Here is a 19,829-nt window from a genome sequence, read left to right as displayed (position 1 = left end):
GCCTCTTCAAGTATGATGGAGAAAGATTCCGCTTACGAATCCTGGCTTGAGATCTGGACTTCTCAGGATTTTAGCTGGGAAGGCTTGAGCAAAAAGCCACCGATGTTTGATGGTATCGGCGAAAATTTGCAATCCGAGATTAGAAAATTCTCAGGGGGATTGAGTGACGAAGACCTCATTAATCAAGGCTTTATCTTAGAATTAGGCGGTCACGGATATTACCATGTGCTTTTTGCTCCCGATAAATGGGTGAAGGATTATTTAGGCGATAATTTACTGCAGACATGCTTGCACCTTAAGCATGATATTTGGTCTAACCGAATAATGCCCTCGATCAATAATTTTTTGTCAAAAGGGGTATTGTCTGGATTTAACTTCACAAAATTGATGTGGGACTCATCATTGGGAAAAATACACGAATTTGCATTTGTGAATTTTTCTGATGAAATCACAACTCTTCCATTTATACAAGAAATTACATTTTATCAATGCAATATAAATGGTGTTAAACTCGTCGAATTCAATTTAGTTTTACAAAGGCCTTCATTAGTCAATTTCAGCAGATGCGTTATATCTGGATTCCATATCAATAATTATTCAAATAATTTCACCAAGATTATTTTCTTTGAGTGCCCAAATATAGAACAAATAAGAATATTTGGACATATCAATTCCGATATTCAAATACAATCGTCCAATATCGGAAAACTTGAAATTTCTTCATCCGAAATATTAGGGGCTTTTTATATATCCGGATCTGTTATTGATTATATATCTATAACATCATCAAGATTTAATAAAATAGTTCAAATCATCACTTCTAATGTTAAAAAATCGTTTCGAGTTGATGGTTGTGATTTTCTTGAGAGAGTCGTTATAGCAAACATCGAATGGCCTTCCCCGAGGTGGCTCAGTGCAAGCGGATCGGGATCTGTATTTTTCAAGATGGTTTCTATTGGCGGCGATACTGAACCGTCCATCCATTTTTTTGATGGAGCAAATTTCACGAATGGCCTAGTTTTGCCAAGAATTGATTTTAAAAAGTGGCATGCCGCAATAAATCGAGATATCGAAATACCGCAAGTTGAATTCGTGAATCCTGACTTTTATAAGAGGCAACACTTGCAGGCGGTAGAAGGTGGATGCCGAACACTTCGAAATTTATATCAAGCTACCGGCGATACGGTATCTGAACAATTTTGGCATAAAAGTGAGCTGATATCCCGTCATGCGAAAGGAAGTGATAAAAGTATCGAATCATGCTTATCGATATTATATGGCTGGACAGCGGATTATGGAATGTCCGTAAAGCGACCGTTTATCAGCCTGTGCTTGACTTGGTTAATATTCGCACTGACCTACGCTTACTTGAGCGGTACTGAGTGGATCAGCGCTGAAGTAAGCTGGAAGGATATTTTAGAAGGATTCAGCTTATCATTCAATAGGACATTACCATTTGGTGCATTTGACGCGGATGGAAATGCATGGCGAGAAGCACTACTCGGTGATGGCGGAAGCTCGCCGTCAATTTTTGTTCGATTATTGAACGCGATACAGTCTATAATGTCAGCTATTTTTTTATTTCTTCTCGTTATGGGAATTAGGCGGAAATTTAAGATATCCTAATCGCATAATTAGTTCCGGTGGCAGTATACTTAACTCACCTCGTTCCCCCACGCTGCCACTACTTTTGCTGGCGACTTCACGCTGCCCGCGCGCCGGGCCGGTTCGTCCGTCCAGGCCTTGGTGCGAACGCAGCCTGAGATGATTTGGTTCACACGAAGACACGAAGATGTCGCGGCTTCACGTGCAGCGGCAGTGTGCTGACCGCCATCACCGCTCCTGCTCGCCCGTAACAAAACATAACGCAAAGCCGCGATGGCGCGATGGGGTTGTGTTTGGCCGCTCGCCACGGGGGTTGATCCCGGCGATGGGCTGGCTGGCTGGAGCGGCGGCTTCGCGACGTTGCATAAGTTCCTGTCTGCTTGCCCTGCGGCGCAGCCTCTTCGTGGCTTGGTGTGAACCAATATCCTTGCTCCATTCCGGTAGCGCCGCCGGGATGACACGGATCAAGGACAGGCCCTTGCGAATGGCCCATCTGCACGGCACACAGATGCCGCATGATGGGGGCAAGGACGCGATGAACAAGCTGCGCGGGATACACTGGCTGGCGGCATTGGCCGGATTGGCGGCGATCACGCTGCCGGGCCGGGCCGCCGCGCAGGATGGCGCCACGCCGTTGGGGGCGACGGCAACCGGGCAGACCACGTTCGGCGCTGACGTCGGGCGGATCGAGGCGCGGTTGCTGACCGGGGTGGTCGTGAAGCAGGCCGCCAGCCGGATCGTCGATGCCATCGGCACGGACTTTTCATCGCTGACGATGGTCGTCCTGCCAATCCCCAAGGAGGCTCAGGATTCCGCCAGCACAGTGGGCGGAATGGGTTGGGACGTGTTGCAAAGCGCTGACCGGTTGCCCGTGTTCGACGACATGATCCGCGTGCGCGAGGGGCTGACCCGGTTCAGCCAGCGCTATGACGCAATTGCCGCTGCCGGGGCGAAGGCCTGCCGTGTGAACGTGCAGGGCGAACTGACCGACAAAGGCGTGATCGACCGGCTCGGCTCGATCACCAGCGTGCTGAATGCGGCGACCCCGCTGCTGAACCTGTTCAAGCAGGATTTCGTCTATCAGGGCCTCAGCACGCGGGTGCGCGAAGGCATGCTGGTCACCGCTGTGCGGGGCGAGATTGCCGCGCGCCGCAAGCCGCCGGTCAGGGCGGCAGCGGGCGGGCCGCAGAACTTGCGCGAAGCGGTCGCCGCGACCCAGCGCCAGCTGGCAGCTCTGCCCGCCGCCGCCACGTGCGGCGAAAGCGATGGCGGCGCTGAAACCGCCCGGATCGCACTGGCCGGTGAATTCGGCGCATTCCTGGGCGAGCTGTCCGGTCCCGGATCGCAGCCCGGCACCAGCCTGATCGGCGCGGCGGAAGACCAGTTGCGCCGGTTCGGCCCGCGTCCGGCCACGCTGGTTCTGGCGATCGACGCCGACGGAGCATCGCTGGTCAAGCGCAGCAATCTGGTCACGATGTTCGGCGCGGAATCGACCACCGTGTCGAGCGGGATCGTGGTGTCATATGAATTCTACGAACCGCAATCGGGCGGAATCGGCGCGCTGAAGGCCGCTGGTGTGCTCAGTTGCGTGTCGGGCGCCGTGGGCATCCGCGCCATGCACAACGCTGACAAAATTCGAACGCGCGCAATCTGCTATTGAGGCCCTGCACCCGCGCCCGCCGCCGCTTATGCCTTTGGCATCGCCCCCAACCATCCCTTCGTGGACGGGAACAAGCGCACAGCGGCAGTGGCCGGTGAAACATTCCTGATGCTCAATGGCTATCACCTGACTGCCAGCGACGCCGAAGTGGTGGTGGCCTTCGTCGCCCTCGCCACCGGGGACCTGCCCGAGGCCGAGCTGGCCGACTGGTTCCGCACGCATCTGGCGGTGACTGGCTGATGCTGCGGCGCGGGCGGCCGGGGCTTGCAGCCGAAAGGTGCCAGCCGCCAAAGCCACGAAGCTTGCGTCCAGCCACTTCGTGCCTGTGTGTGAAACCTTCCCATTGATACACACCGATCCGGCAGCTGGGAGTGATGGCCAATCCATCACCCCGAAACTGCGCCGCGATCAGGCGCGGGCAAGCGCCAATGTTCAACGTTTGCGAGTATCGCCTCGCTCAATTCGCGTGCTGGTCTGGCCGGCCTTTTTCAACGTCGTGCCGCCATTTGGCTGCTTGATCAGGCGCCTTGGGTCCTGGTTGAGCGTGGGAACCATGGCTGCGGGACAAACCAGTTCGCCCATCACGCCGTCGCAGCGCGTATTGCCTTTCTGCGGCCCGTTCTGAACCACGGCCCATTCCACGCGGCAGGTTCGCGTGCAGCAGTTTTCATAGACTCAGATGTTTTCGGCATAGGCCGGTGTGGCAAGGACCGCGAGAGACAACGCGATTCCGATTGTTGCTTTATGCTTGACCATGCCCTGAGTTCCCCATCATCCAGAGGGCAACCATATCACGACATACTGAAATGAAGATCAAAATATTATTTCACAAATTCAATAACTTCGAAGCACGTGCGCTATCAAAATCAGTCGCAGTAAGGCACCGTTCTGGCCGTCACAGGTGAACGGACTGACCAATGGCCCCGGCTTTATTGCCCGTAACAGCGCCGATGACGAAACTTTACCCGCGCTTCATGTTGTCGAGACCAGCGATGATGCCGGGTTTGACCGAGGGGTTGGATGCGTTCAGCTTTTTGGGCTTTTCCGCTTTGGGCTTGCGAACTTCGCGGCTCGACTTTTTCTGGCTCTTGGCCATTGGCAATTCCTTCGCGGGGCAGATCGCCCCGTCCGGTGCCATACGCCTCATTCGCGCAGGCAGCGGCACGAAATCACTGCAAGCCGGGAATTGGGGGCAACTGCTGCACGCCGCCGGCCACCAATCTGGGCAAGGTGGCCAAGGTGGCCAAGGTGGCCCAAGCGTGGTTCAATTGTCTGAGCGCCGGGCAAGGCCCTAAAAGTCGATCGCGATCCCGTTCTTCACCCAGTCGCCATAGCGGGTGGGGGACAGTTCGGCCGGATCGTCCGCCAGCTTGGGTTCGGCCGGCTTAGGCGCAGGGGTATTGGTCCAATGCGCGGGCTTGGTGAAGGGCTGGGGCCGCTGGGTGGCACGCTGGGTCATCACGGCTCAATGCGCCCGCTGGCCCTGCGATGCAATCCCGCCTAAGGGCCGGGAATGGATATACCGGGCCTCCCCGCGCGCAAGGCCGCGCTGAAACTGACCGATGCCGTGCTGCGGCGAGGTGAAACGCTGGATCAGGCCGCGAACGGCGCGTTGCAGGGCGTGCGCGGACAGGCCGACAAGGCGCTGGCCCGGGCGCTGGCGGGCGAAGTGCTGCGCTGGCTGGCCGATCTCGATGCGCTGATCGACAGCGCGACCCGGCAAGTGCTGCCCGACGATGCCAAGCCGCGCGCGGTGCTGCGGATCATGCTGGCCGGCTGGCTGCGGCTGGACACACCGCCGCACGCGGTGATCGCGACGGGCCTTGAACTGCTCAGCGGCGGACCGCGCCGTCTGGCGCACGGGGTGTTCTCCACGCTGGTCAAGCGCGCGGTTGCCCTGCCCGCCGCGCCGACCCTGCCGCTGCCGGTGGTGGAGCGCTGGGGCGCGCGCGCAGAAGCCATCGCCGCCGCGCTGGCCCAGCCGCCGCCGCTGGACCTGACCTTGCGCGATCCCGCCGCGACGGCGGAGTGGGCGGAAAAACTGGCCGGCCTCTCGCTCGCCCCCGGCCACATCCGCCTGCCGCGCGGCAACGCGGTCGAGAATATCGAAGGCTTCGACGCGGGCGAGTGGTGGGTGCAGGATCTGGCCGCCAGCCTGCCCGCCCGGCTGCTGGGCGCAGGCGGTGGCCGCCGCGTGCTCGACCTCTGCGCCGCGCCGGGGGGCAAGACGCTGCAACTCGCCGCTGCCGGGTGGCAGGTCACCGCGCTCGATGCCCGCGCGAAGCGGCTGGAGCGGATGCAGGCCAATCTGGACCGCACCGGGCTCAGCGCCGATCTGGTCACCGCCGATGCGCTGACCTGGGAACCGCCCGAACCATTCGATGCCGTGCTGATCGACGCGCCCTGCACCGCCACCGGCACCTGCCGCCGCCACCCCGATGTGCTCCACCGGATCGGCCCGCGCCAGATTGCGGAACTGGCCGAGCTGCAAGCCGCGCTGCTGGCGCGGGCGAGCGCGTGGATGAAACCCGGCGGCCAGCTGGTCTATGCCGTGTGCTCACTGGAAGAGGCCGAGGGCGAGGCGCAGGCCGCGTCCGTGGCGCTAACGCCCGATCCGATCCGCGCCGACGAACTCCCCGCCGGGATTACCCCCACGGCGGCAGGCTGGGTCCGCACCGATCCGGCGATGCTGGACGGGGCGGGCGGGCTGGACGGATTCTTCATCGCCCGCTGGCGCGCCTAGGACTTCACCCGCCCGGCAAAGCTTTTGCGCAGCTTCATCAGCTTGGGCGGGATTACGGCCAGGCAATAGGGATTGCGCTGGCCTTCGCCGTCCCAGTATTCCTGATGGTAATCTTCCGCCGGGAACCACTCAGCCGGGCCTTCGATGGTGGTGACCACCGGTTCGCTGCGGTCCCGCCGGGCGCGGATGATCCCGGCTTCGGCTTCGGCGCGCTGGGCATCGTCCAGCGGGAAAATCGCAGAGCGATATTGCGTGCCGATATCTCCACCCTGCCGGTTCAGCTGGGTCGGATCGTGGATCGCGAAAAAGATGTCGAGCAGATCGCCATAGCCGATCACCGCCGGATCGAACGTCAGCCGCACCGCTTCGGCATGGCCGGTATCGCCGCCGCAAACCTGCTTGTAAGTCGGGTTGGGCACCGCCCCGCCGATATAGCCGCTTTCGACCTCGCTCACCCCGATCACATCGCGATAGACTGCTTCGGTGCACCAGAAACAGCCACCCGCCAGAATTGCCTGCGCCATCAAAATATCCCTTCGGTCATGTTTCACCGCAATTCAGTGCCGATAGCAAATAGGCACAAGGGTGGTGCTTGTCATCGGCCTGCGCTGCCCTAAGTTGGTGGGCAGAACAATTCCCCACGGAGAGACCCTCATGCGCCTTATCGCCGCTCTTGCCGCCAGTGCCATTGCCCTGGCCGCCGCCCCCTCGCTTGCCCAAACTGGCGGGCATGCCCATCACGCCATGAAGATCGACGCCAAGGCCGCACTCGCCGCCGCCGTCGCCAGCCCGCTGCGCGACAAGGACCGCGCCCGCGACCAGTATCGCCGCCCGGCTGAAACGCTTAACTTCTTCAAGGTCGAACCGACGATGAAGGTGGGCGAATACGCCCCTGGCGGCGGCTGGTATTCGCGCCTGCTCGGGCTGTATCTGGGCGAACATGGCAAGTTCGTCGGGCTGTTCTTCGATCCCACGTCGGGCGCGTTCAACGAAAAGAGCCAGCAGGGCATCCGCGACGGCGTGGCGAAGTTTCCGGGTGAAGTGGCGGGCTGGTCCGGCCTGCCGGCCGAACGCTTTGCCGCCCATTCCCTCGATGCTGTTCCCGCCGCCGAAAAGGGCACGTTCGACCGCATCCTGATCATGCGGATGATGCACAACCTGACCCGCTGGAACATCGCCGACCGCGAAATCAAGGCGATGCGCGATCTGCTCAAGCCCGATGGCATGATCGGCATCGAACAGCACCGCGCCAAGGCAAGCGCCCCCTACAGCTACACCGATGGCAGCAAGGGCTACATGCGCGAGGCTGACATCATCAAGTTCATGGAAATCAACGGGTTTGCGTTTGTTGGCAAAAGCGAAGCCAACGCCAACAAGAAAGACCCCGCCAATCACGAAAACGGCGTCTGGACCCTCCCGCCATCGCTGCGCGGCGCAGCCGAGGCGGACAAGCCCCGCCTGACCGCGATTGGCGAATCTGACCGGATGACGCTTTTGTTCCGCAAGCGCCCCTGATACTGCGCGGCGGATGAGCACACTCCGCATCTCCGCGCTGCAACTGCCGCTGGGCAGCGCTGACGAACAGGCCAACATCGCCGCCGTTTCCGCTCTGGTGGAAGCGGCGGCAGCGGACGGCGCGCAAGTGATCCTGCCGCCCGAACTGTTTTCCGGGCCGTATTTCTGCAAGGTCGAGGACGAGGCGCTGTTTGCGCTGGCCCGACCGGTGGCGCAGCACCCCTCGGTCATCGCCATGCGCGCACTGGCGGCAAAGCTGAACGTCGCAATCCCGACCAGCTTCTTCGAGCGTGACGGGCACCACTATTACAACACCCTTGCCATGATCGGCCCCGACGGGGATGTCATGGGCACCTATCGCAAAAGCCACATTCCCGACGGTCCGGGGTATGAGGAAAAGTACTATTTCCGCCCCGGCAATGACGGGTTCAAGGTCTGGGAGCTGTTCGGCCACAAGCTGGGCGTCGGGATCTGCTGGGACCAGTGGTATCCTGAATGCGCGCGGGTGATGGCGCTGCTCGGGGCCGAAGTGCTGCTTTACCCCACGGCCATCGGCACCGAGCCGTATGACGCCAGCCTCGACACCAGCCGGATGTGGCGCCGCGCGATGATCGGCCATGCGGTATCGAACTGCATGCCGGTCATCGCCGCCAACCGGATCGGCACAGAGGACGGCCAGCGGTTTTACGGCCACAGCTTCATCAGCGACGAATGGGGCGATCTGGTGGCCGAATACGGCGCGGCCGAAACCGGCGTGCTGACCGCGACGCTCGATCTGGCCCGCGCCGCGACGCACCGCGCCGGCATGGGCTTCTTCCGCGATCGCCGCCCGCAGCTTTACACCCGGATTGCGCAGGACATCTGACCCGCCGATGGGCGAACGCTATCTGATCGCGCTCGGCTCCAACCAACGCCACGTTCGCCACGGCGCGCCCGAACGCGTGCTGACGGCCGCGCTGGCCGGGCTGGAGCAGGCGGGTATCCGCGTGGTCCGCACCGGTCCGATTGTCCGCAGCGCCCCCATCGGCCCCTCGCACCGCCGCTATGCCAACAGCGCCGCGGTGGTGGAAACAGACCTGCGCCCCGATGCGCTGCTGACCGCGCTCAAGCAGATCGAGCGCGCGTTTGGCCGCACCCAGCGCGGTCAGCGCTGGTCTTCGCGGGTGCTGGATCTGGACATCGTGCTGCGGCGCGGCGGGGCGTGGTCCTCCCCCGGCCTGACCGTCCCGCATATCGCCTATCGCACCCGTGATTTCGTGCTGGCCCCGGCCCTGCCAATCGCCGCCGACTGGCGCGATCCGCTGGGCGGCGGCACGATCCGCCAGCTGCACCGCCGCCTGAAGCGGGCAAAGGCAATCACACCCGCTTGACCGCAAGCGCCCACCCCCCTAAGCGCGCCCATGTGGTCGGGGCCCTTAGCTCAGTCGGTAGAGCAACTGACTTTTAATCAGTAGGTCGCTGGTTCGAACCCAGCAGGGCTCACCACGTTTTCAACAGGTAACAGCATTGGCTGGCGATGTGGCTGGCTTTGGCGTCGGGCGCTTGCACAGGCCGGGAACCGGGCGTGCCAACCCGCCATCAGATACGGTCAGCCTGTGCCACCGCATCACTGGCGCGCAGCGCGCTGACGATGCGGGTGAGGTGGGCCAGATCGGTCACTTCCAGGTCCACTTCATAGCCGCCGAACAGTTCGTCGCGCTGGGTCATTTCCAGCGAGACGATATTGGCCTGGTTGCCCGCGAAGATGCCGGTGGCATCGGCCAGGGTGCCGGGGCGGTTATAGAGTACCATCCGCAGTCGCCCGACCGCGCCGGTGGTGCGATCGCCCCATGACAGGTCGAGCCAGTCGGTATCGACCCCGGTGGCCAGGGTCATGCAGTCGATCGAGTGGACTTCCACGCCCTTGTCGGGCTGGCGGATGCCGACGATCCGGTCGCCCGGCACGGGATGGCAGCATTCGGCCAGCTGGACGCCCACGCCCGGCGTCAGCCCCCGGATCGAGATCGCGCGTTCCTGTCCGGTCCACTGATCCGGCTTGGCGAGGCCCGCAGCGCTGCCGGGAACAAGTGCCTCCATGACCTGCCGGTCATCCAGCTTGGCCGTGCCGATGGCGACCATCAGCTCTTCCTCGCTGGTCAGGCCCAGCCGCTTGACCGCATCGCGCACCGCCTTCTTGCCGATCTTCGAGGGCAGGTGCTCGACGATCTGGTCGAACAGCTGGCGGCCGATTGCCGCAATTTCCTGTTTCTCCTTGGCGCGCACCGCCCGGCGGATTGCGGCGCGGGCCTTGCCGGTGACGACAAACCCCAGCCACGCGAGTTGCGGCGAGGCCTTGCGGCTCTTGATGATTTCCACCACGTCGCCGTTGCTGAGCGTGGTGCGCAGCGGCATGTGCCGCCCGTTGATCTTGGCCCCCACGGCAAAGTTGCCGAGGTCCGAGTGGACCGAATAGGCGAAATCGACCGGGGTCGATCCCTTGGGCAGCTGGTGCAGCGCGCCCTTGGGCGAGAACGCGAAAATCCGGTCCTGATAGATCGCCAGCTTGGTGTGCTCGAGCAGTTCTTCGGCATCGTGGCTGGCATCGACGATCTCGATCAGGTCGCGCAGCCAGCCAACCTGCCCGTCGGGGCGGTCGCCCTGCTTGTAGGCCCAGTGCGCGGCCAGCCCGAATTCGTTGGTGTTGTGCATTTCGTGCGTGCGCACCTGCACTTCCATCCGCATCGAGTTTTCAAAGATCAGCGCAGTGTGGAGCGACCGATAGCCGTTCGACTTGGGCGTCGAGATGTAATCCTTGAACCGCCCCGGAATCATCTGCCAGGTGGTGTGCAGGATGCCCAGCGCCTGATAGCTGTCGGCGACGCTGTCGGTCAGCACACGGAACGCCATGATATCGGTGATCTGTTCGAAGGTCACATGGCGCTCGGCCATCTTCTTCCAGATCGAATAGGGGTGCTTCTCGCGGCCTGACACTTCCACGCGCAGGCCTGCTTCGGCCAGCGCCTGCTTGATTGACAGCGCAATGGAATCGACCTGTCCGCCCTCGCTGCTGCGGATCTGGGTCAATCGCCCGGTGATCGTGGCATAGCCTTCCGGCTCCAGCTGCTCGAACGCCAGCAGCTGCATTTCGCGCATATATTCGTACATCCCCACGCGCTCGGCCAGCGGGGCATAGATTTCCATCGTTTCGCGGGCGATCCGGCAGCGCTTTTCCTCGCTCTTGATGTAGTGGAGCGTGCGCATGTTGTGCAGCCGGTCGGCCAGCTTGACCAGCAGGACGCGCAAGTCCTCGCTCATCGCCAGCAGGAACTTGCGCAGGTTTTCCGCCGCGCGTTCACTTTCGGTCATCGCCTCGATCTTGGACAGCTTGGTCACGCCGTCGACCAGCCGGGCGACTTCGGGGCCGAACAGGCGTTCGATCTCCTCGGTCGTGGCAAGGGTATCCTCGACCGTATCGTGGAGCAGCGCGGTGATGATCGTTTCCTGATCGAGCTTCAGCTCGGTCATCAGGCCCGCCACTTCGACCGGGTGGCTGAAATAGGGATCGCCGCTGGCGCGCGTCTGGGTGCCGTGTTTCTGCACGGTATAGACATAGGCACGGTTGAGCATCGCTTCGTCCGCATCCGGAGCGTAGCTCATCACCCGTTCGACAAGTTCGTACTGGCGCAGCATTATCAGCCTAGATGGGCAGACATGCGGGACAAGGGCAAGGCCCTTGCCGAATAAATCAGCGCCACACCGCTTCCGGCGGCAGGCTCATCAGGATCGCGTCGATATTGCCGCCGGTCTTCAGGCCGAACAGCGTGCCCCGGTCATAGACGAGGTTGAACTCGGCATAGCGGCCGCGCCATTCCAGCTGCTGCTGCTTTTCGGCCGGTGTAAAGTCCAGCCCCATCCGGCGGCGGACGAGCTGCGGGAACACGTCCAGAAACGCCTCACCCACGTCGCGGGTGAAGGCAAAGCCCGCATCCCACTGCGCTTCGTCGGCGCATTCCAGATGGTCATAGAAAATCCCGCCGACGCCGCGGTGGACGCCGCGGTGCGGGATATAGAAGTAATCGTCCGCCCAGGCCTTGAAGCGGGGATAGTAATCCCCGTCGTGCGCATCGCAGGCGGCCTTGAACGCGGCGTGGAACTCATCCGTATCCTGCGGGTAGGGGATCGGCGGATTGAGATCGCCGCCGCCGCCGAACCACGCCTTGCCGGTGGTCAGGAAACGGGTGTTCATGTGCACGGCGGGAACATGCGGGTTGGCCATGTGCGCGACCAGGCTGATGCCCGTGGCGGTAAAGCCCGGATTGTCCGCGCCTGCGCCGTGGATCGTGCCTGCAAATTCAGGCGCGAAAGTGCCGTGAACGGTCGAGACGTTGACGCCCACTTTCTCGAACACTTTGCCCTTCATCACTCCCCGCACGCCGCCGCCGGGGTTGGGATTACCGGCTTCCTCGCGCGACCACGGGGTATATTCGAACGCGGCGGCGCTGCCCGCTTCGCGCTCGATGTCCTCGAACGCGGTGCAGATGCGGGTGCGCAGGGCTTCGAACCAGTCCTTGGCGCGGGCGGTGTGGGCAGTCCAGTCGGTCATCACTCGCCCTTGCCAAGTGAAACTGCTTCCGGCAAGAAAAAGCCATGGTTCCCTTTTCGTTCGCAGGTCAGGAATTGATGCTGGTCGGCCAGCGCGCGCTCTACTGGCCGCGCGAGCGGGCGCTGCTGGTGGCGGACCTGCATCTGGAAAAGGCCAGCTTCTTTGCCCGGTTCGGGCAGATGCTGCCGCCTTATGACAGCCGCGAAACGCTCGAACGGGTCGCGCTGGCCGTGCGCGAAACGGGCGCGCGGCGGGTGCTGTGCCTGGGCGACAACTTCCACGATACCGAAGGCGCGGCGCGGCTGGAACCGCACGCGGCGGGGATGCTGGCGGCGCTGACCCGCGCGACCGACTGGGTCTGGATCACCGGCAATCACGACCGGGGCGAAGTGGGCGAAGGCACCGCGCTGCCCGAACTCGAACTCGCCGGACTGGTGCTGCGGCACGAGGCGCTGGCGGGCGAGACGCGGGGCGAATTGTCCGGCCATTTCCATCCGAAACTGCGCGTCACCGCGCGCGGGCGGCACATTTCCCGGCCCTGTGCAGTGCGGTCTGAAACCCGGCTGATCCTGCCCGCGTTCGGCGCGCTGACCGGGGGGCTGGATGCATCTGATCCGGCGATCATCGCCGCGCTGCAACCCGCGCGCGCCGCCGATGCCCTGCTCAGCGCACGCGGCAAATTGCTGCAATACCCGCTGTGGCGCGCCAAATAGGCGCTTTTGGCGGGAAATCGCACCTTTTCCCGGCGCGCGATTCAGACTAAGAGCCGCCGCACAAGAGTCTTGAGGAGTCCCGACTATAGCACCCCCACCCCGGCGCATGATGACGCCCCCCGTCAAGAGCGGGCCGCGCTACAATAACATGATCACCTCGGACAAAGTCCGCGTCATTGACGAAAGTGGTGAAAACATCGGCGTGATGTATACGCGCGAAGCCATTGAGCAGGCGGCAGGAGTCGGCCTTGATCTGGTGGAAGTGTCGCCGAACGCCGACCCGCCAGTGTGCAAGTTCCTCGACGTCGGCAAGTTCCGCTACGAGGCGCAGAAAAAGGCCAACCTGGCCCGCAAGACCCAGAAGACGCAGGAGATCAAGGAGATCAAGATGCGTCCGAACATCGACGACCACGACTATGACGTGAAGATGCGGGCGATGCACAAATTCATCGGTGAAGGCGACAAGGTGAAAGTCACCCTGCGCTTCCGTGGCCGCGAATTGTCGCACCAGCAGCTGGGCATGAACCTGCTGCGCCGCGTGCAGGAAGACATCGCCGAAGTCGCGAAGGTCGAAGCCTATCCGCGCATGGAAGGCCGCCAGATGCTGATGGTGGTGTCGCCGAAGTAAAGCATTCGGGCAGCGCCCGCCGTAAGGCGCGGGCGTGCCTGCTGGGGGAAAACCGGGATGACCGCACGCCGTATCGGCTTCTGGGTGGGCATCGCCGGGTTCCTTGCCACGCTGATCCTGCCTGCCCCTGCCGGGATGCCCGCCCCCGCCTGGCCCGCTGCCGGGCTGGTCTGGATCATGGCCGCGTGGTGGATGACCGAGGCGCTGCCGCTCTCGGCCACCGCGATCCTGCCGTTCCTGGTCCTGCCGCTGACCGGCGTGGCCGATGCCAACAAGACGGCGGCGGCCTATTATTCCCCGATCATGTTCCTGTTCATCGGCGGGGCGTTCCTGGCGCTGGCGATCGAGCGGACCGGACTGCACCGGCGCCTCGCGCTGTTCATCATGCGCCGTGCCGGATTGACTTCGGGGCGCTTGCTGCTGGCGGTGATGGCCGCGACCGCGATCCTGTCGATGATGATTTCCAATACGTCCACCGCGCTGATCATGATGCCGATGGCCCTGGCGATGCTGGCCGCAGGCGGGGTGAAGGACGGCGAAACTGGCGGAATTGCCGGGGCCCTGCCGATGGGGATCGCCTTTTCCGCGTCGATTGGCGGGCTGGGTACGATGGTCGGCACGCCGACCAATGCCATTGCGGCAGGCCTGCTGGAAAAGTCGCTGGGCCTGAAGATCACGTTCCTGGAATGGAGCATGTTCACCATGCCGATCGTGCTGATCGGGGTGCCGCTGGCCGCGCTGATCATCGCGCGCGTGCAGAAACTGGGGCAGGACGGCTTCGATCCCGCCGCCGCGCGCGCCGCGATCAGCCATTCGGATGCATGGACCATCCCGGAACGGCGGCTGGTGCCGGTGGTAGCGTTGGCATTTCTGGCATGGATGACCCTGCCCTGGCTGGAAGGGCTGTTCCCCAAGGGCGGGCTGACCGACGGGACGATCGCGGCGATCGCGGGCCTCGCGCTGTTCATGCTGCCCGACGGCACCGGGCGGCAGATGCTGACCTGGAACGAAGCCAACCGCGCGCCGTGGGACGTGGTGCTGATGTTCGGCGGCGGGCTGGCCATGGCGATGGGGATGACCGAATCCGGGCTGGCTGCCTGGCTGGGCCAGATGCTGCTGCCGCTGGCCCACGTGCCGCTGCCGATTGTCGCGCTGGTCGTGGTCGCGTTCGTGATCCTGGTGACCGAATTTGCCAGCAACATCGCCACCGCCAGCGGCATCCTGCCGGTGATCGCCGCGCTGGTCGTGGCGCTGGGGGCAGACCCGATCCTGCTCGCCCTGCCCGCCGCGATCGCATCGACCTGGGGCTTCATGCTGCCCGCCGGGACCGGTCCCAACGCCTTTGCCTGGGCGACCCGCCACATCGCAATGGGCAACATGATCCGCGCCGGGTTCCTGCTGGACCTGACCGGCGTGATCCTGATCGTCGGCGTGGTCTGGGGGATCGCCCTGATCTGAGCGCCAGAGAAACTGGTCCTCCGGACCAAGGCTTGGCGCCCTGGTCCGGGGGACTAGCCCGTCAGCGAATACGCCGTCCGTTTCCTTCGAGGCGACCCGAAGGAGCCACGCAGCTTTTGCTTTATGACCCCAGCCTTATATAAGGACTGGTCAATATTGCAACGCCTGAGCGGCTTCTGGCGACAATTTGTAAGCGTTACTTACCTGCGTCGATAAGCGCCTGAACCTGCTTGTAAAACGCATCGCGCGCGTCCGGTTCAGGCCCTTTGGTAGCGCGGGTCCAGTTGGCATTGGACGCGATCACCAGCCGCCGCTTGGGGTCGATGAAGATGCCCTGCCCGAAGATTCCCTGCGCTGCGACCGAGCCGTCGTCATAAGTCCACCACTGATAGCCATAGCCGCGCCCCGGCTCGCCAATGTCCTTCTGCTTCACGGTCGCCTGCGCAAACCAGTCCGTCGGCACGATCTGCTGACCTTGCGGAGTTTTGCCCCCTCCCAGCACGAACAGCCCGAACCGGGCAAAATCGCGCGTGGCGGCCTGCAAACAGCATCCGGCGATTTCGTGGCCCGTCTTGCCCTTCAGCCAGGTCGCGGGCGCTTCCATCCCTGCTGGCTGCCAGACCTTTTCCTGCAGATACTGCGCCAGCGGCTTTTTCGTGGCAGACGATACCAGCACCCCGATCAGGTTGGTTTCGCCGGTGTTGTAATGCCACACTTCGCCCGGCGGATGGGCGCGCGGCAGCTTGCGCAAGTAACTGACCGTCGCATCGATGCCGGGATCGGGCGCGACCACATTGAACTGCGCGACATCGGCCTTGGGATCTTCGTAATCCTCGTTCCAGCGCACGCCCGAACTCATCGTCAGCAATTGCCGGATGGTCACATCGTCATAGGCTGAACCGCGCAGGTCCGGGATGTATTGGCTGACCTTGTCGTCCAGGCTTTTGATCGCCCCGTCCTGCACCGCTGCGCCGACCAGTGTCGAGGTGAACGACTTGGCGACCGAAAAGCTGGTCCAGCGGCCCTTGGCATCGAACTCCAGGCCATAGCGTTCCAGCCGGACCTTGCCGTCCTGCACGATCACGATCCCGGCGGCGCGCTGCTGCGCCAGATACTGGTCGATCCCCGGCACTTCCAGCGGCTTGCCCGCAGGCAGTGGCAGCGGCGTGGCGGACGGCGCAATCGTGTTCGCCTCGGCCAGCACCGACAGGCGGTCCATCCCCCGGAACGCTGCATCGCGCTGGTCCTGCGACCAGGCCAGCACATCGGCATTGGTCGGCAGCGCCGCCAGAATGCCGCGCGTTTCCTTGTCGAGGCTGACATACCAGCCTCCGCCCGCCAGCAAGACCGCGCCGAGCGCCCCCAGCATAATCGTCCGTTTGCGCAAATTCCCTCTCCTGTTTCCTGTTGTGGGGCGCAGCATAGAGCGCTTCGCAATCAGGAAAAGGGGGCATGGCGGTTCGGCCCCAGCCCTGCCATAAGAGGCCATGGCAACCCATGAAGATCGCACCCGCAAGCTGGCCGTCCTGATCGACGCCGACAACGCCTCACCCCGGATCGTGACCGGCCTGTTCGAGGAAATCGCCACCATCGGCGAGGCCAGCGTCCGGCGCATTTACGGCGACTTTTCCGGCACCCGGCTGAAGGGCTGGGCCGATGTCCTGTCCCCCCATGCGATCATGCCGCACCAGAACTTTGCCAACACCGTGGGCAAGAACGCATCCGACATCGCGCTGGTGATCGATGCGATGGACCTGCTCCATTCCGGGCGGTTCGACGGGTTCTGCCTGGTGTCGTCCGACAGCGATTTCACCCGGCTGGCCGCGCGCATCCGCGAACAGGGCGTGGACGTGTACGGATTTGGCGAACAGAAGACGCCCGAAAGTTTCCGGCAGGCGTGCAAGCGGTTCATCTATACCGAAAACCTGCTGCCGCTGGCCGCAGTGGTTGAGGCTGATGCCAGAGCCGGGCCGGACAAGGCCGCTGCCGCCACCATCCTGCCGCGCCGGTCGGCGTCCGCCGCAGTGCCGATGATCCGCATTGCGCTGAGCCAGCTGGACGATACCGATGGCTGGTTCCCGCTGGGCGTGGTCGGCAAGCGGCTGAGCGTGCTCAATTCCGACTTCGATCCGCGCACCTTCGGCCATGCCCGGCTGAGCGATCTGGTCGACAAGACCGGCGCGTTCGATGTCGAGCGAAGGTCCGGCAGCGGGGTCTATATCCGCCTGAAGCCGACCCGCGCCAAACCGGCGGCAGGCTGACTTAAGCCAATGAATTGGTTTGCGTTGCAAATGCACCCCTTGCTTCGCAACTGCACAATGGCCTAACCCTGTCTCCCGGAGGCATGGTGGGAGGAACGGTTGCCCGGCGGCGCGCAAGCGCCCAGCCGTCGGCCGATAGTTCTATTCAGGGGAGCCCACCGTCCGTGCCAACCACTCGCAGCGCCGAATTCACCCAGATCAGCGACCGCATCGTCGAAGTGCTGCGCCGCCGCGTCGGCAAGGACGAGCGCGCCGCCAAGCCGCACGACTGGTATACCGCCGCCGTCTATACCCTGCGCGATGCGGTGATCGACCGGTGGATGGATTCCACCCGCCGCACGTATGAAACCAAGGGCAAGCGGGTTTACTACCTCAGCCTGGAATTCCTGATCGGGCGGCTGCTGCGCGATGCGCTGTCGAACATGGGGCTGACCCGCGCGATGGAACAGGCGCTGGCCGAACACGGTTTCGATCTGGCCGCGCTGGAGGAACTGGAACCCGATGCCGCACTGGGCAACGGCGGGCTGGGGCGGCTGGCGGCATGCTTCATGGAAAGCCTCGCCAGCCTCGACATCCCGGCTTACGGCTATGGTATCCGCTATGTGAACGGGATGTTCCGCCAGCGGATCGACGATGGCTGGCAGGTGGAGCTGCCCGAAACCTGGCTGGCGCACGGCAACCCGTGGGAATTTGAGCGCCGCGAAAGCGCCTATCGGATCGGGTTCGGCGGCGAAATCGTGATGCAGGGTGACCGCGCGCAGTGGAACCCCGGCGAACAGGTTGAGGCGGTCGCGGTCGATACCCCGGTGGTCGGCTGGCGCGGCAAGCGGGTCAACACCCTGCGGCTGTGGACCGCCAACGCGATCGATCCGATCAAGCTCGACGCGTTCAATGCGGGCGATCACTTCGCCGCGCTGGCCGATGACTTGCGCGCCAGCAGTCTGGTGCGCGTGCTCTATCCGGCGGATTCGAGCGCGGCCGGGCAGGAACTGCGCTTGCGGCAGGAGTATTTCTTCACCTCCGCCTCGATCCAGGACATTCTGCGCCGTCACGTGCAGTTCCACGGCGATGTCCGCACCCTGCCCGATCAGGCCGCGATCCAGCTGAACGACACCCACCCCGCGGTCGCCGTGGCCGAACTGATGCGGCTGCTGACCGACCTGCACGGCCTGGGCTTTGACGAAGCATGGGACGTCACCCGCCAGACCATCGCCTATACCAACCACACCCTGTTGCCCGAAGCGCTGGAGAGCTGGCCGCTGCCGCTGTTCGAACGGCTGCTGCCGCGCCATATGCAGATCATCTATGCCATCAACAGCCGGGTGCTGCGCGAAGCGGGCAAGGCGGGGCTGGACGGCGCGGCCATCGCCGCGATCTCGTTGATTGACGAGGGCGGGGAACGCCGGGTGCGGATGGCCAACCTGGCCTTTGCCGGCGCGCACAGCGTCAACGGGGTGGCCGCGCTCCACACCGACCTGATGAAAAGCACGGTCTTTGCCGACCTGCACAAGCTCTATCCCACCCGCATCAACAACAAGACCAACGGCGTCACCCCGCGCCGCTGGCTGCAACAGTGCAATCCGGGGCTGACCGCGATCCTGAAGGACGCGATCGGCGACAAGTTCCTGGATGACGCGGCGCTGCTGACCGACCTGAACGCGCTGGCCGATGACGCCGCGCTGGGCGAACGCGTGGCCGAGGTAAAGCGCGCCAACAAGGTCGCGCTGGCCGCGCACCTCAAGGACCTGACCGGCATCCGGCTCGATCCCGATGCGCTGTTCGACGTGCAGATCAAACGCATCCACGAATACAAGCGCCAGCTGCTCAACCTGATCGAGACGGTCGCGCTCTATGATCAGATCCGCAGCCACCCGGAACGCAACTGGGTGCCGCGCGTCAAGATTTTCGGCGGCAAGGCGGCATCCAGCTATCACAACGCCAAGCTGATCATCAAACTGGCCAATGACATCGCCAAGCGGGTCAATTCCGATCCATCCGTCGGCGGGCTGCTGAAAGTGGTGTTCGTGCCGAACTATAACGTCAGTCTGGCCGAACGGATCATTCCGGCGGCGGACCTGTCGGAACAGATTTCGACCGCCGGGATGGAGGCATCGGGCACTGGCAACATGAAGTTTGCCTTGAACGGCGCGCTGACCATCGGCACGCTGGACGGCGCGAATATCGAGATCAAGGATCACGTCGGTGACGACAACATCGTGATCTTCGGCCTGACCGCCGATGAAGTGGCCGAGCAGCGCGCCGGGGGCTACAACCCGCGCGCCGTGATCGAAAAGAGCCGCGAACTGCGTCAGGCGGTCGATGCGATTGCGTCGGGCGTGTTCTCGCCCGACGATCCGCAACGCTATGCGGGGCTGATGGGCGGGCTTTACGACCACGACTGGTTCATGGTCGCCGCCGATTTCGACAGCTATCACGCCGCCCAGCGCAGCGTCGATCTGCGCTGGCAGGATCAGCCCGGCTGGCGCGCCAGCGCGATCCGCAACATCGCCAATGTCGGGTGGTTCTCATCCGACCGGACCATCGGCGAATATGCCCGCGAGATCTGGGGGGTACTCAAGTAGTCCCGGCCCCTGAAAACGCCCCCGAAAACGCCGATGAAAGCGCCAATGAAAGCGCCAATGAAATCGAATGCGCCAACCCATC

18 protein-coding genes, 1 tRNA gene and 1 pseudogene are annotated in these 19,829 nt (G+C 63.0%); 13 read left to right on the top strand and 7 right to left on the bottom strand.

All coding sequences use genetic code 11. The features are described from left to right. Positions 1-15 precede the first annotated feature (15 nt). From Q8Q53_RS04680 to Q8Q53_RS04670, 3 genes and pseudogenes are all read left to right on the top strand, one after another. Positions 16-1,626 (top strand): hypothetical protein, encoded by a 1,611-nt coding sequence (locus Q8Q53_RS04680; RefSeq protein WP_305700587.1) that lies wholly within the window; start codon positions 16-18, stop codon positions 1,624-1,626. Between the two features lie 463 nt (positions 1,627-2,089). After that, the gene (locus Q8Q53_RS04675) at positions 2,090-3,265 is read left to right on the top strand and encodes a hypothetical protein (RefSeq protein WP_305700586.1); all 1,176 of its coding nucleotides are present in this window, start codon (positions 2,090-2,092) and stop codon (positions 3,263-3,265) included. A gap of 6 nt (positions 3,266-3,271) precedes the next feature. Continuing rightward, a pseudogene (locus Q8Q53_RS04670) lies at positions 3,272-3,505 on the top strand (type II toxin-antitoxin system death-on-curing family toxin); the annotation flags it as partial. A 192-nt stretch (positions 3,506-3,697) separates the two neighbouring features. Here Q8Q53_RS04670 and Q8Q53_RS04665 read toward each other — a convergent pair. The 3 genes from Q8Q53_RS04665 to Q8Q53_RS04655 form a co-directional block, all read right to left on the bottom strand. Next, a complete protein-coding gene (locus Q8Q53_RS04665) occupies positions 3,698-3,895 on the bottom strand; it encodes a hypothetical protein (RefSeq protein ID WP_305700585.1) in 198 nt (65 codons plus the stop codon). Positions 3,896-4,226: 331 nt separating this feature from the next. Next, positions 4,227-4,412: a hypothetical protein gene (locus tag Q8Q53_RS04660; protein WP_305700584.1), complete on the bottom strand. Its 186-nt coding sequence runs from the start codon at positions 4,410-4,412 to the stop codon at positions 4,227-4,229. Between the two features lie 144 nt (positions 4,413-4,556). After that, on the bottom strand, positions 4,557-4,724 hold the full coding sequence (locus tag Q8Q53_RS04655) for a DUF1674 domain-containing protein (protein ID WP_305700583.1): 168 nt from the start codon (positions 4,722-4,724) through the stop codon (positions 4,557-4,559). 54 nt (positions 4,725-4,778) lie between these two features. Here Q8Q53_RS04655 and Q8Q53_RS04650 point away from each other — a divergent pair, with 54 nt between their 5' ends. Further along, positions 4,779-6,008, top strand: coding sequence for an RsmB/NOP family class I SAM-dependent RNA methyltransferase (locus Q8Q53_RS04650; RefSeq protein WP_305700582.1), 1,230 nt, complete (start codon positions 4,779-4,781; stop codon positions 6,006-6,008). Here the strand turns inward: Q8Q53_RS04650 and msrA are convergent. Then, positions 6,005-6,532 carry a peptide-methionine (S)-S-oxide reductase MsrA gene (msrA, locus tag Q8Q53_RS04645; protein ID WP_305700581.1) on the bottom strand — a complete coding sequence of 176 codons (528 nt, stop codon included), beginning with the start codon at positions 6,530-6,532 and terminating at the stop codon, positions 6,005-6,007. The two genes, Q8Q53_RS04650 and msrA, sit on opposite strands and share 4 nt — an antisense overlap. Before the next feature lie 130 nt (positions 6,533-6,662). Between msrA and Q8Q53_RS04640 the strand changes: the two genes are divergently transcribed. From Q8Q53_RS04640 to Q8Q53_RS04625, 4 genes are all read left to right on the top strand, one after another. After that, complete coding sequence (locus Q8Q53_RS04640; protein WP_305700580.1) at positions 6,663-7,523, top strand: class I SAM-dependent methyltransferase; 861 nt, start codon at positions 6,663-6,665, stop codon at positions 7,521-7,523. A 13-nt stretch (positions 7,524-7,536) separates the two neighbouring features. Then, entirely contained in the window at positions 7,537-8,388 is an 852-nt protein-coding gene (gene aguB / locus Q8Q53_RS04635; protein ID WP_305700579.1) for an N-carbamoylputrescine amidase, read from the top strand. A 7-nt stretch (positions 8,389-8,395) separates the two neighbouring features. Then, a complete protein-coding gene (folK, locus tag Q8Q53_RS04630) occupies positions 8,396-8,893 on the top strand; it encodes a 2-amino-4-hydroxy-6-hydroxymethyldihydropteridine diphosphokinase (protein WP_305700578.1) in 498 nt (165 codons plus the stop codon). Between the two features lie 39 nt (positions 8,894-8,932). Then, a tRNA-Lys gene (locus Q8Q53_RS04625) sits at positions 8,933-9,008 on the top strand. Positions 9,009-9,101: 93 nt separating this feature from the next. Here the strand turns inward: Q8Q53_RS04625 and Q8Q53_RS04620 are convergent. Further along, positions 9,102-11,192: a bifunctional (p)ppGpp synthetase/guanosine-3',5'-bis(diphosphate) 3'-pyrophosphohydrolase gene (locus Q8Q53_RS04620; protein ID WP_305700577.1), complete on the bottom strand. Its 2,091-nt coding sequence runs from the start codon at positions 11,190-11,192 to the stop codon at positions 9,102-9,104. Between the two features lie 55 nt (positions 11,193-11,247). Beyond that, on the bottom strand, positions 11,248-12,105 hold the full coding sequence (hemF, locus tag Q8Q53_RS04615; RefSeq protein WP_305700576.1) for an oxygen-dependent coproporphyrinogen oxidase: 858 nt from the start codon (positions 12,103-12,105) through the stop codon (positions 11,248-11,250). Positions 12,106-12,149: 44 nt separating this feature from the next. Here hemF and pdeM point away from each other — a divergent pair, with 44 nt between their 5' ends. The 3 genes from pdeM to Q8Q53_RS04600 all read left to right on the top strand — a co-directional run bounded on the left by pdeM (position 12,150) and on the right by Q8Q53_RS04600 (position 14,904). After that, on the top strand, positions 12,150-12,818 hold the full coding sequence (pdeM, locus tag Q8Q53_RS04610; RefSeq protein ID WP_305700575.1) for a ligase-associated DNA damage response endonuclease PdeM: 669 nt from the start codon (positions 12,150-12,152) through the stop codon (positions 12,816-12,818). Positions 12,819-12,924: 106 nt separating this feature from the next. Next, positions 12,925-13,446: a translation initiation factor IF-3 gene (gene infC / locus Q8Q53_RS04605; protein WP_305700574.1), complete on the top strand. Its 522-nt coding sequence runs from the start codon at positions 12,925-12,927 to the stop codon at positions 13,444-13,446. A 57-nt stretch (positions 13,447-13,503) separates the two neighbouring features. Beyond that, positions 13,504-14,904: a DASS family sodium-coupled anion symporter gene (locus Q8Q53_RS04600; RefSeq protein WP_305700573.1), complete on the top strand. Its 1,401-nt coding sequence runs from the start codon at positions 13,504-13,506 to the stop codon at positions 14,902-14,904. A gap of 196 nt (positions 14,905-15,100) precedes the next feature. Here the strand turns inward: Q8Q53_RS04600 and Q8Q53_RS04595 are convergent, their stop codons facing one another. Then, a complete protein-coding gene (locus Q8Q53_RS04595) occupies positions 15,101-16,273 on the bottom strand; it encodes a serine hydrolase (RefSeq protein ID WP_305700572.1) in 1,173 nt (390 codons plus the stop codon). Positions 16,274-16,391: 118 nt separating this feature from the next. Between Q8Q53_RS04595 and Q8Q53_RS04590 the strand changes: the two genes are divergently transcribed. Together Q8Q53_RS04590 and Q8Q53_RS04585 are read left to right on the top strand one after the other, a co-directional pair. Further along, positions 16,392-17,165, top strand: a complete 774-nt coding sequence (locus tag Q8Q53_RS04590) for an NYN domain-containing protein (RefSeq protein WP_305700571.1) — start codon at positions 16,392-16,394, stop codon at positions 17,163-17,165. A 164-nt stretch (positions 17,166-17,329) separates the two neighbouring features. Further along, positions 17,330-19,747 carry a glycogen/starch/alpha-glucan phosphorylase gene (locus tag Q8Q53_RS04585; RefSeq protein WP_305700570.1) on the top strand — a complete coding sequence of 806 codons (2,418 nt, stop codon included), beginning with the start codon at positions 17,330-17,332 and terminating at the stop codon, positions 19,745-19,747. The last annotated feature ends 82 nt before the right edge of the window (positions 19,748-19,829 follow it).

This window comes from Novosphingobium sp. (assembly GCF_030699305.1).
GTDB lineage: Bacteria > Pseudomonadota > Alphaproteobacteria > Sphingomonadales > Sphingomonadaceae > Novosphingobium.
The sequence above is the reverse complement of the archived record's forward strand: the minus strand, read 5'-3'. Positions and strand labels throughout refer to the sequence as shown.

Bases quoted from the DNA above. Each gene is read 5' to 3' on its own strand.
- Q8Q53_RS04680 (WP_305700587.1), top strand. From the start codon at position 16: ATGGAGAAAGATTCCGCTTACGAATCCTGGCTTGAGATCTGGACTTCT.
- Q8Q53_RS04675 (WP_305700586.1), top strand. From the start codon at position 2,090: ATGGCCCATCTGCACGGCACACAGATGCCGCATGATGGGGGCAAGGAC.
- Q8Q53_RS04660 (WP_305700584.1), bottom strand. From the start codon at position 4,412: ATGAGGCGTATGGCACCGGACGGGGCGATCTGCCCCGCGAAGGAATTG.
- Q8Q53_RS04655 (WP_305700583.1), bottom strand. From the start codon at position 4,724: ATGACCCAGCGTGCCACCCAGCGGCCCCAGCCCTTCACCAAGCCCGCG.
- Q8Q53_RS04650 (WP_305700582.1), top strand. From the start codon at position 4,779: ATGGATATACCGGGCCTCCCCGCGCGCAAGGCCGCGCTGAAACTGACC.
- msrA (WP_305700581.1), bottom strand. From the start codon at position 6,532: ATGGCGCAGGCAATTCTGGCGGGTGGCTGTTTCTGGTGCACCGAAGCA.
- Q8Q53_RS04640 (WP_305700580.1), top strand. From the start codon at position 6,663: ATGCGCCTTATCGCCGCTCTTGCCGCCAGTGCCATTGCCCTGGCCGCC.
- aguB (WP_305700579.1), top strand. From the start codon at position 7,537: ATGAGCACACTCCGCATCTCCGCGCTGCAACTGCCGCTGGGCAGCGCT.
- folK (WP_305700578.1), top strand. From the start codon at position 8,396: ATGGGCGAACGCTATCTGATCGCGCTCGGCTCCAACCAACGCCACGTT.
- Q8Q53_RS04620 (WP_305700577.1), bottom strand. From the start codon at position 11,192: ATGCTGCGCCAGTACGAACTTGTCGAACGGGTGATGAGCTACGCTCCG.
- hemF (WP_305700576.1), bottom strand. From the start codon at position 12,105: ATGACCGACTGGACTGCCCACACCGCCCGCGCCAAGGACTGGTTCGAA.
- pdeM (WP_305700575.1), top strand. From the start codon at position 12,150: ATGGTTCCCTTTTCGTTCGCAGGTCAGGAATTGATGCTGGTCGGCCAG.
- infC (WP_305700574.1), top strand. From the start codon at position 12,925: ATGATGACGCCCCCCGTCAAGAGCGGGCCGCGCTACAATAACATGATC.
- Q8Q53_RS04600 (WP_305700573.1), top strand. From the start codon at position 13,504: ATGACCGCACGCCGTATCGGCTTCTGGGTGGGCATCGCCGGGTTCCTT.
- Q8Q53_RS04595 (WP_305700572.1), bottom strand. From the start codon at position 16,273: ATGCTGGGGGCGCTCGGCGCGGTCTTGCTGGCGGGCGGAGGCTGGTAT.
- Q8Q53_RS04590 (WP_305700571.1), top strand. From the start codon at position 16,392: ATGGCAACCCATGAAGATCGCACCCGCAAGCTGGCCGTCCTGATCGAC.